The sequence below is a fragment of the Brevundimonas sp. EAKA genome (genome assembly GCF_000698025.1).
Classification (GTDB): Bacteria; Pseudomonadota; Alphaproteobacteria; order Caulobacterales; family Caulobacteraceae; genus Brevundimonas; species Brevundimonas mediterranea_A.
The window spans coordinates 1-10,833 of record NZ_JMQR01000101.1; the positions used below are offsets into that span (position 1 = coordinate 1).

10 protein-coding genes are annotated in these 10,833 nt (G+C 68.3%); 9 read left to right on the forward strand and 1 reads right to left on the reverse strand.

Features of this window, described 5'->3' with window-relative positions:
• Positions 1–332: 332 nt before the first annotated feature.
• The 9 genes from ER13_RS13030 (at position 333) to ER13_RS13070 (ending at position 10,416) form a co-directional block, all read left to right on the forward strand.
• The gene (locus ER13_RS13030) at positions 333–1,463 is read left to right on the forward strand and encodes a PIN domain-containing protein (RefSeq protein ID WP_035309877.1); all 1,131 of its coding nucleotides are present in this window, start codon (positions 333–335) and stop codon (positions 1,461–1,463) included.
• 259 nt (positions 1,464–1,722) lie between these two features.
• Positions 1,723–2,043, forward strand: coding sequence for a 2Fe-2S iron-sulfur cluster-binding protein (locus ER13_RS13035; RefSeq protein WP_035309879.1), 321 nt, complete (start codon positions 1,723–1,725; stop codon positions 2,041–2,043).
• Positions 2,044–2,322: 279 nt separating this feature from the next.
• On the forward strand, positions 2,323–3,228 hold the full coding sequence (locus ER13_RS13040) for a co-chaperone YbbN (protein ID WP_035309881.1): 906 nt from the start codon (positions 2,323–2,325) through the stop codon (positions 3,226–3,228).
• A 92-nt stretch (positions 3,229–3,320) separates the two neighbouring features.
• Positions 3,321–3,980, forward strand: coding sequence for an LON peptidase substrate-binding domain-containing protein (locus ER13_RS13045; protein ID WP_008260289.1), 660 nt, complete (start codon positions 3,321–3,323; stop codon positions 3,978–3,980).
• Between the two features lie 76 nt (positions 3,981–4,056).
• Entirely contained in the window at positions 4,057–4,251 is a 195-nt protein-coding gene (locus tag ER13_RS13050) for a Trm112 family protein (RefSeq protein WP_035309883.1), read from the forward strand.
• Positions 4,252–4,450: 199 nt separating this feature from the next.
• A complete protein-coding gene (gene gshB / locus ER13_RS13055; protein ID WP_035309886.1) occupies positions 4,451–5,404 on the forward strand; it encodes a glutathione synthase in 954 nt (317 codons plus the stop codon).
• Positions 5,405–5,465: 61 nt separating this feature from the next.
• Positions 5,466–7,082 (forward strand): YifB family Mg chelatase-like AAA ATPase, encoded by a 1,617-nt coding sequence (locus ER13_RS13060; RefSeq protein ID WP_035309888.1) that lies wholly within the window; start codon positions 5,466–5,468, stop codon positions 7,080–7,082.
• Positions 7,083–7,135: 53 nt separating this feature from the next.
• Positions 7,136–8,686, forward strand: a complete 1,551-nt coding sequence (locus tag ER13_RS13065; protein ID WP_052005095.1) for a response regulator — start codon at positions 7,136–7,138, stop codon at positions 8,684–8,686.
• 41 nt (positions 8,687–8,727) lie between these two features.
• The gene (locus tag ER13_RS13070) at positions 8,728–10,416 is read left to right on the forward strand and encodes a muropeptide MFS transporter (RefSeq protein ID WP_035309890.1); all 1,689 of its coding nucleotides are present in this window, start codon (positions 8,728–8,730) and stop codon (positions 10,414–10,416) included.
• Positions 10,417–10,507: 91 nt separating this feature from the next.
• Here the strand turns inward: ER13_RS13070 and ER13_RS13075 are convergent, their stop codons facing one another.
• Entirely contained in the window at positions 10,508–10,645 is a 138-nt protein-coding gene (locus ER13_RS13075) for an entericidin A/B family lipoprotein (RefSeq protein WP_008261150.1), read from the reverse strand.
• Between the last annotated feature and the right edge of the window lie 188 nt (positions 10,646–10,833).

Below are 10,833 nucleotides of genomic sequence, written 5' to 3' on the forward strand. Positions count from 1 at the left end.
GATCACCGCCGGCCTGACCGCCGCCGACGCCTATGAGGGCGAGGCCTATCGCCGGGTGCGCGTGACGACGGAGGCGGGGGCGGAGGCGTGGGTGTATGTGGCGGCGGAGGAGTGAGAGCGCAGCGGAAGTAAGACCGTCAGCCTTAGCCACGAGCGCGGCATGGTCTCTCCATGAAATTTTTCAAACATCTGTTGTCCTCTTATGCCAAAGGTGGCGACGATGGTCTGTTCGCGATCGCGAGCCCGCCCGCTAGGGGCTTCAGGCATGTGAACATCCGGTGCGCCGCCCCCTCCCGAAATGCTAAGGCTCCGCCGAGCGCTGGAGGTGACCATTGCCCAAACTGACTGAAGCCGAACTCCACGAAGCGATCGTCCAGGGACGCTTTGGTGCCATTACGGTCGATACGAACATCTTCGACAAGTTCGGCTGTAACCTCGACATGCGCGCGCTGCGTGCCTTGGGACCTGTCGCGGCCCAGCATGAGATAAAGCTGATCTTCAGCGACATCATCGCTGGCGAGGTCCAAACCCACATTCGCAGAGTGGCCGCCGAACAGGCGGACAAGCTCCGCACCGCGCTTAACCAGTACCGCAAGGCCTGGCGGCGAATCGAGGCGGTGACCGACCTGGCCGTCCCGGTGGATCTCAACGCCGACCCGGCCATCCTCGCGGCGGACGAATGGGAGGACTACCTGGGCGCGGTGGGCGGTGAGGTGGTGACCTCCGAGGGACGGGCGAACATGGGCGAGCTCGTGCGCCGGTATTTCGCCGAGGAAACGCCCTTCATGACGACCGCCGCCAAGAAGGCGGAATTTCCGGACGCCATCGCTTTGCTCGCCCTCGACGCCTGGGCGCAGGAAGAGGGCTGCCTCATTCTGGCGATCAGCAAAGACGGTGACTGGCAGGCCTACGCGGAGACCTCGACCAACATCGTCTGTGTCCCGGAATTCGAGGGCACGCTGAACCGCTTCAACGCCGCCGGCCTCGACCTCGTCAAAAAGCTTACGGAACGGCTCCGCGCCGGGGAAGCCGACGAAGTCAAGGACGAGATCGACCTGGAACTCGAGTCCTGGCTTTCGGAGGCCGATTTCGAGGTCGAAGCACGTTCGGATTTCTCCTTCGATGCCCAGACTGAAGGCGCGTTCGTGCAGGAATGGGAAATCGTCGGCGAACCCCAAGTTCTGGCGCTGGAGGGAGAAGAGGTCACTTTCGCACTCGAGTTGGACTGCCTCATCGCCTTCAGCGCCTACTTCACGCTTTCAACCTGGGACAGTGTCGACGGCGAATATGTGTCTCTGAACGGCCAGACCGAGGAAACGGAAGCCAACCACAGGGTCACCGTGACCCTTAGGGTCGATCGCCGGGGTGACCCCGATCCCGACGTGCTCGAAGTAGAGGCCAATCGCCGACGGCTCACAGCGGACTTCGGGCTGATCAGCCTCGACTGGGGTTATGAGGAGTAAGGTCGACCGTCAGGTGACTCCAAGAGCCTGATCCGCCGAGTCCAACATCGTGCTGATCCCAGCGAATCGTGAGTGCGTCCTCGTCAGGTTACCGATGTCCTTTCCTCTGGAGTCGCGCGAATGTTCATCAGCACCCACCTGAGGGCGGACGTTCCAAAACACCGCGTTGAGTCAGGTTCCGCGCCCTGCACTCCGCTTCAACCGCCCCCGCCTTCCCATCCGCCCTTGCACCATCCCCCCGGCTTGATATGAGCGGGCCATGGCCAGCATCACCTATATCGAGCATGACGGAACCGAGCACGTGGTCGACGTGAAACCGGGGCTCAGCGTCATGGAGGGCGCGATCCGGAACAATGTGCCGGGGATCGATGCGGATTGCGGCGGGGCCTGCGCCTGCGCCACCTGCCATGTCTATGTCGACGAGGCCTGGCGCGAGGCGACGGGCAAACCCTCGGCCATGGAGGAGTCGATGCTGGACTTCGCCGAGGCGGTCGAGCCCAACAGCCGGCTGTCGTGCCAGATCCGCGTTTCCGACGCCCTGGACGGCCTGGTCGTGCGCCTGCCGGAAAACCAGCACTAGGACCGCCCGGCCGAAGCGGGCGATGACGGCTTTGGCCGCTTGAACCGTGCGCCCGGCGCCCCATCTGGATGCAGCGGCGCGGCGCGGCGAGGCCGGGCGTGAGGCGGGGGATTTCAGACGATTCAGACGATTCAGACTGTGTTTTTCCGCAGGCCGAGTCTGAATTCCGCGCGGCGGGCGCCGCCCCGGGTCACAGCGGGTCAATTCGCCGCTTGATGCCGGCGCATCCCGTCGCCATCTGAGCCGTTACGATCCTTCGACCCAGCCCGGACCCCCGACATGACCTTCGCTGACCCCACCCTGGACCCCAATCTCTCGGGCGACCTGATCAAGGAGGGCACGGACGCCTCCTTCATGACCGACGTCATCGAGGCGTCGAAGCATCAGCCGGTCATCGTCGATTTCTGGGCCACCTGGTGCGGGCCGTGCCGGACCCTGGGTCCGGCGCTGGAGAAGGGCGTGCGCGCCGCCAAGGGGGCGGTGAAGATGGTCAAGATCGATGTGGACGCCAACCCGGCCTATGCGGGCCAGCTGCGGGTGCAGTCGATCCCCACCGTCTACGCCTTCGTCAACGGCCAGCCGGTGGACGGCTTCCAGGGCGCGATCCCCGACAGCCAGATCAAGGCCTTCATCGACAAGCTGACCGGCGGCGCCGGCGGCTCGACCGAGACGGCGCAACTGCTGGAGCTGGGCGAGGAGTCGCTGGGCCTGAACGACTTCGGCGGCGCGGCCCAGGCCTTCGCCCATGTCCTGTCGATCGAGCCCGAGAACGAGAAGGCCATCGCCGGCATGGCGCGGGTCTATCTGGCGAGCGGCGATCCCGAACAGGCGGCCCAGACCATCGCCATGGCCCCCCAGGACTCCAAGGAGCCGGCGGTCCAGAGCGTGCGCGCGCAACTGGCCCTGGCGGCCAAGGCGCCGACAGGGGCTTCCGCCGAGCTTGAGGCCAAGGTCGCGGCCGCCCCCGACGACCATCAGGCCCGGTTCGACCTGGCCGAGGCCCAGAGCGCGGCCGGCGACTTCAAGGGCGCGGTCGATAATCTGCTGCACATCATCCAGGCCGATCGCGAGTGGAACGACCAGGCGGCCCGCAAGCAGCTGCTGGTCATCTTCGACGCGGCCGGCGTCAGTTCCGACGTCGCCAAGGACGGGCGTCGCCGCCTGTCCTCCATCCTTTTCTCGTAGGCGCCAAAACACCGGCCTCAAAATAGCCCGAAGGGCGATAGGCCAAGCAACACCGGCCTCAAGCAGCCCGCAGGGCGATAGGCCAAGGAGACATGATGCCTCAAGGCTATGTTCGAGCCCTCGATCTGCCGCAGGTGATCCCGGTGTTCCCGCTGGAGGGGGCCATACTGCTGCCGCGCGGCCAGCTGCCGTTGAACATCTTCGAGCCGCGCTATCTCAACATGGTGGACGACGCCATGGCCGGGGACCGGATCATCGGCCTGGTCCAGCCCAAGGGCGGGACTCCGGCCCTGCCCGGCCTGTCGCCGGTCGGCTGCGCCGGGCGGATCACCGGTTTTGCGGAAACCTCGGACGGTCGGTATCTGATCACCCTGACCGGGGTGTCGCGGTTCCGCATCGCCGCCGAACTGCCGTCCAAGGCGCCCTATCGCCAGGTCCGCGCGGCCTTCGACGCCTATGAGGACGATCTGGCGCCCCCGCCGGAAGAGCCGGACTTCGACCGCCACGCCTTCCTTGACGCCCTGCGCGCCTACATGACCCACCGGCTGCTGGACATCGACTGGGATACGGCCGAGAGCGCGCCGATGGAGGCCTTGATCAACAGCCTGTCGATGGCCCTGCCGTTCGAACCGGCCGAGAAACAGGCCCTTCTGGAGGCCATGGGCCTGCTGCCCCGCGCCGAGGCCCTGACCGCCCTGCTCCGCATCGACGCCGCCGACGCCGGTGACGACGCGGCGCCGTCCATGCAATGACGGGCTCAAGTAGCGCAAAGCGCGGTAGCCCCCTAAAGAACCCTCAAGTAGCGCAAAGCGCGACAGGCCCAGAACAATGAGTGACGCCTTCAACACGCCCGTCTCCGTCGATCCCCGCCTGCTGGAGGTGCTGGTCTGCCCGGTCACGCGCGGCAAGCTGACCTACGACCGCGACGCGGGCGAACTGATCTCCGTCGGCGCCAAACTGGCCTATCCGATCCGCGAGGGCGTGCCGATCATGCTGGCCGAGGAAGCCCGTCCGCTGGACTGACTTATACTCCGCTCATCCCGGCGAAAGCCGGGACCCAGTGCTTTGGGCGAAAGGTCGGTGTGGTTCGCACAGCCTTGTCCCCACGCACTGCCGAGCGAAAGAACTGGGTCCCGGCTTTCGCCGGGATGAGCGGATGGGGGTTTCACCGGTGTTCCGGCGTTCCCATCCCGTAAACCCGCTACATAGAGAAGGCCTACCGATGTTGAAAATCGCCATCCAGATGGACCCGATCGAGGCCGTCGACATCGCCGGGGACACCAGCTTCCTGATGGCCGAGACGGCCCAGGCGCGCGGGCATAGGCTGTGGGTCTATGATTTCCGCACCCTGGCGCTGGAGGAGGGCCGCCTCTACTGCCGCGCCCGGCCGATCACCGTGCGACGCGAGGTCGGCAACCACGTCGATTTCGGCGACTGGGTGAAGCTGGACCTGGCCGAGGACGTGGACGTCATCCTGATGCGCCAGGACCCGCCGTTCGACATGGCCTATGTCACCGCCACCTATCTGCTGGAGACGGTCCATCCGAAGACCCTGGTGGTCAACGACCCGGCCCAGGTGCGTTCGGCGCCCGAGAAGCTGCTGGTCACCGCCTTCCCCGGACTCCAGCCCCCGACCCTGATCTCGGCCGATCCCGTCGCCCTGAACGCCGTCCACGAGCAGCATGGCGAGGGGGTGCTGAAGCCGCTGCACGGCAACGGGGGCTCGGGCGTGGTCAAGCTGCGCGCCGACGACCCCAATCTGGACGCCCTGATCGAGATCCACGCCGTGGGCAGCCGCGATCCGCTGGTGATCCAGAAATTCATCCCCGCCGTGTCCAGGGGCGACAAGCGCATCCTGCTGATCGACGGCGAGCCGGTGGGCGCGATCAACCGCGTGCCGGCGGCCGGCGCCGTCCGCTCGAACCTGCACGTCGGCGGCACGGCCATGCCGGTCGAGCTGACGCCGCGCGATCTGGAGATCTGCGCCGCCATCGGCCCGACCCTGAGGGAACGCGGCCTGATCTTCGTCGGCATCGACGTGATCGGCGACTATCTGACCGAGATCAACGTCACCTCCCCCACCGGCGCCCAGCAGCTGAAGACCTTCACCGGCGTCGACGCCACCGCCCTGATGTGGGACGTGATTGAGGCCAAGCGCGCCGCACAGGTTGCGTGATCGCCACTTGAATTAGATTTCAGTTCATGGTTCGTTCCTTCTCCGGGTGGGAGAGGACGTCATGGTCGCGCGGGTTGTCACGGTCGCCTTCGACGGGGTCGAGGCCCGGCGCGTGGATGTCGAGGTCCAGCTGGTCGGCCAGGACCAGCAGACGGTGTTCAACATCGTCGGCCTGCCGGACAAGGCGGTGGCCGAAAGCCGCGAACGGGTGCGGGGCGCCTTTGCGGGCATCGGCCTGGCGCTTCCGGCCAAGCGGATCATCGCCAATCTGGCCCCGGCCGATCTGCCCAAGGAGGGCAGTCATTTCGACCTGCCGCTGGCCCTGGCCCTGATGGCGGCCATGGGGGTGATCGCGCCGGACGCCCTGGACGGCTGGGCGGCCATCGGCGAACTGGGGCTGGACGGCCAGATCGCGCGGGTCGGCGGCGCCCTGCCGGCCGCCGTCGCCGCCGACGCAATGGGCCTGGGCCTGATCTGCCCCGAGGCGACGGGGCCCGAGGCGGCCTGGGCCGGCGGCGCCCGCATCCTGGCGCCGCGATCCCTGATCGCCCTGGTCAATCATTTCAAGGGAACCCAGGTCCTGCGCGCGCCGGAGCCCGGCCCGCTGGCGACCGGCGGCGTCGCGCCCGACCTGCGCGAGGTCAAGGGCCAGGAGGGGGCCAAGCGGGCGCTGGAGATCGCCGCGGCGGGAGGGCACAATCTGCTGTTCGTCGGCCCGCCGGGATCGGGCAAGTCGATGATGGCGCAACGCCTGCCGGGCCTGTTGCCGCCCCTGACCTCGCAGGAACTGCTGGAGACCTCGATGGTCTGGTCGGTCGCCGGCCTGATCGAGCGCGGCGCCCTGACCCGGGATCGGCCCTTCAGAAGCCCGCACCATTCGGCCTCGATGGCGGCCCTGACCGGCGGGGGCCTGCGCGCCAAGCCGGGCGAGGCTTCGTTGGCGCACAACGGAATCCTGTTCCTCGACGAACTGCCGGAATACAGCGCCCAGGCCCTGGATTCCCTGCGCGCGCCGCTGGAGACGGGCGAGATCGTAGTGGCCCGCGCCAACGCCCATATCCGCTATCCGGCGCGGTTCCAGCTGGTGGCGGCGATGAACCCCTGTCGGTGCGGCATGGGCGGGGCCGGGCGCGGCGCCTGCGGCAAGGCTCCCCGCTGCCAGCGCGATTACCAGAACCGCATCTCCGGCCCGATGTTCGACCGGATCGACCTGACGGTGGAGACCCCGCCCGTCACCGCCGCCGACATGACACTGCCCCCGCCGGCCGAAGGCACGGCCGAGGCCAAGGCCCGCGTCGCCGCCGCCCGCGCCATGCAGGAGGACCGGGTGCGCGAGGCGGGGCTGGATCCGGCCCAGGGGCTGAACGCCCGCGCCTCGGGCGACACTCTCGATCGGTTCGCCACGCCCGACGAGGCGGGCCGGATGCTGTTGATGGGGGCGGGCGAGGCCGGGGGGCTGACCGCGCGGGGCTGGACCCGCACCCTGCGCCTGGCCCGCACCATCGCCGACCTGGACGGCTGCACCGGCGTGCTGCGGCGCCACATCGCCGAGGCCCTGATCTATCGCCGCACCACCGTGGGGGCCGAGGCCGACTTCGACCGACGCCAGGCCCAGCGGGGCGAGGGGTCCGAGATCCGGGAAGCGACGGCGGAACAGGCGCCCTTCCTCTATTCGTGAGAGGGGCAATCCTTAACCCGCCGCCCCTATATTGCCGGTCTACGGAGACGATGATGGCGCGACGGGCGGCGACGAAACGGATCGAGACCCAGGCGACGCAGGCCGTGGATCCGGCCCAGCAGTTCCTGCGGCTGATGAGCCACGAGATGCGCACGCCGCTGAACGGCGTGCTGGGCATGATCAATCTGCTGCAGCGCACACGGCTGGACGGCGCCCAGCGCGCCTATGCCGAGAATGCGCGCCAGTCGGCTGAACATCTGCTGGGCCTGGTCAACGACCTGCTGGACTACGCCCGGCTGGAGGCGGGGTCGCTGGAGTTCGACCTGGCGCCGGTCGATCTGGAAGGCCTGGTGCGCGGCGTCGCCGAACTGCTGAGCCCGCGCGCCCACGACAAGGGGCTGGAGATCGTCTGGTCGGTCGCCGCCGACGCCCCCGACATCCTGGCCGACGAGGGCCGGCTGCGACAGGTGCTGTTCAATCTGGCCGGCAATGCAGTCAAGTTCACCGAGACCGGCGGCGTGCGCCTGTCGGTCGAACGCGTCACCCCGGGTCCCACCGACATGGACGACGGGCGCGTCCGTCTGGCCTTCATCATCGACGACACCGGCCCCGGCGTGCCGGCCGAAGCCCGCGCCCGCATCTTCGAGGAGTTCGGCCACGCCGATTCCTCCGACGCCGTGCGCCATGACGGCGCGGGCCTGGGCCTGGCGGTGGTGCGCAAACTGGCGACGGCGATGGGGGGGACGGCTCGGGTCGAGGATCGACCGCGCGGCGCCGACGCCGATGCTCGCGGCGGAGCCCGTTTCCGCTTCGAGGCCGGTTTCCTGCCCGTCGCCCGCCAGCGCGACACCCCGCTGCACGGCCAGACGGTCTGCATACTCTCGCCCGATTCCTTCGTCCGCGCCGCCGCCGCCGATCAGATCAAGGCGTCCGGAGGCCGGGTCGCCGCCAAGGCCCCGGTGACCCTGGTCGACCATGCGGGCGCCCCCGCCGGCGACCTGGCGCCTCTTCCGCCCGCAGGGCGGGGCGTCGTGCTGCTGAAACCGTCCGAACGGGACCTGATCCCCCGCTATCGGGCCGCCGGCTTCCACGGCTATCTGATCAAGCCCCTGCGCCGGGCCTCCCTGGCCGAACGGGTTCTGGCCGCCGTGGGCGCGGACCCCGCCGCCCCGACCGCCGTCGCCGCGCCCGAAGACGACCGCGTGATCCCCGCCCGGTTCGCCGGCGTCCGCGTGCTGCTGGCCGAGGACAATCCGGTCGGCGCCCTTCTGGCCCGCACCCTGCTGCGGCGCGAGGGCTGCACCGTCGAGACCGCCGCCACGGGCCATGAGGCCGTCGCCGCCCTGGCGCGCGCCCGCTATGACCTGGTCTTCATGGACATGCGGATGCCGGGCATGGACGGTCCCGCCGCCGCCCGCGCCATCCGCGCTGCGGGCGACGCCACCCCCATACTGGCCCTGACCGCCAACGCCTTCGCCGAGGACCGGCGCCTGTGCCTGGAGGCCGGAATGAACGAGCATCTGGTCAAGCCGCTGGACGCCGAGGCCCTGCGCGCCGCCTTGGCCCGCTGGACGAAACGCGACATCCGCGCCAAGGTCGGCTGAGTTACAGGCGCCCGCGATTCCGGCCGCCGCCGGAGCCGTGCATGACCGATCAAGCCACCCCCGCCGAAGAAGTCGCAGCCCTGCGGCCTCAGCCCAAGGGATTTGGCGTCATCAAGGCCGCCTTCCGCGAACGTCGGACCTTGGCCATGCTTTTGCTTGGGTTTTCGGCCGGTCTTCCGTTCGCCATGCTGTTCGGCACCCTGAACGCCTGGCTTTCGGAGGTCGATGTCTCGGTCGCGACCATCGGCATCCTCTCCTGGGTGGGTCTTTTCGGCGCCTTCAAGTTCCTTTGGTCTCCTGCGGTGGGGCTTCGGCTGCCGCTGGTCGCACGAATGGGCCGGCGCCGGTCCTGGCTGGTCGTTTGTCAGTCGGTCCTCGCCCTAGTCTTCATCGTCATCGCCGCATCGCATCCGACAGGCGGCGCGATCGGTGTCCTGGCCATGGCTGCAGCCGTCGGCGCCTTCGCCTCCGCCACCCAGGACATCGTCATAGATACCTGGCGGATCGAGGCGGCCGATGACGGCCTGCCTGTCGATCTTCTGTCATCGGTCTATCAACTGGGATTCCGCACGGCGGCCCTGGTCGGCGGAGCCGGCGCCCTGGTCCTGGCCGATACGGCCGGCTGGACGGCGACATTTGTGGCGGCGGCTGTCCTGATGGGGCTTGGCCTGGCCGGAAGCTTGATCGCGCCGGAACCGGCCGTCGTGGCCGATCAGGCCGTGGCGCGCGAGCGGGTCGGCTCGCCTCGGCTTCGCCGGGCCGCCCTGCTGGTCACCCTGGCGGCCTGGGCCTGGGCGGCCTTCATGTTGATCCGTTTCATGATCACCGCCCTAACGACCGTGCCCGCGCCGAGCGCGGGTCAGTTCATCCAGTCCTGGGGACCCGGCATTGTGGCGGCGGCGGTTCTGCTTCCGGCCGCTCTCGCCGGCGCCTTGGTCTGGCGCGGCCGGTCAGCGGTCTCGACGGGTCAGGAGTCGATGGGTGTCGGGGATCGATTCTATGATGCGATCCTCGCGCCCCTCGTCGAATTGATGGGTCGGCTCGGCTGGGGCGCCTTGATCGTCCTGGGCCTGGTGCTCAGCTATCGGATCACCGACGGCGTCTGGGGGCCGTTCGCCTATCCCTTCTATCTTGGTACGGAGGGCGGCGGCCTGGGGCGGACGATGACGGAAGTTGCTTTGGCGTCCAAGACTTTCGGCGTCGTCATGACCATCCTGGGCATCGGCCTGGGAGGTTGGGCTCTGGTCGTCGTCGGCCGCATGCCCTGTCTTCTGATCGGCGCAGTCCTCAGCGCCGCCACCAACCTACTGATGATGGACCTGGCGATGGGCGCGCCCGTCATCGACCCCTTCATGAGGGCGACGGGCCTCTACGGCCTGTTCGGCGCATTCGGAGTCGGAGAACCGTTGGCGCGTCTGATGGCCGCAATCGCCGGCGAGAATATCGCAGGCGGCTTCGCGGGCGCAGCTTTCGTCGCCTATCTGTCCGCCCTGTCCAACAGATTGTTCGGCGCGGTGCAGTTCGCCGTCTTTGCGTCCTTGGCCCTGCTTATCGGAACACTGGGGCGCGCGCCGTTGGGAGAACTGGTTGACCGCGAAGGCTTTGCGCCCATGTTCCAGTTCGCAGCCCTTATCGGGCTGGTCGCCGTCGCCTTCTGCCTACTGGAATGGGTTCGTCTTACGTTCGAACGCCGCAAATTGGAGCGTGCGACCGTCGGCGCCGCCGACTAGTCCGCTTCTGGTCGGATTACGAGACGGACGACGCCCAAGAGAAGGCCCGCCGGACGCCGGCGGGCCTTCTTCGTTCCAGCGTTGGCCGGTCCTAGTGCTTGGCGTTTTCGGCGCCCTGGCTGACGGCCGAACCGGCTGCGGAGACGTCGCGGCCGACGCCCGAGATGGTGTTGCAGGCCGACACGGCCAGGGCGGCGGCGACGATGGAGAGGGCGATGATCTTGCGCATGGTGAAAACCCGGATGTTATGGTCAAGCTGTCCCCCAACGCCGCGCCTGGGCATAGGTTGCATCAAGCGGCGCCATATCGAGATTTTGACCGATCCCTGTTGGATCGTCGTGACGCTGCCGTGCTGACACGCTTGCGTCGGACGGGCGAGGCCCCGAAGGTGGACGCCTGTTCTTCGAGAGGTTGTCC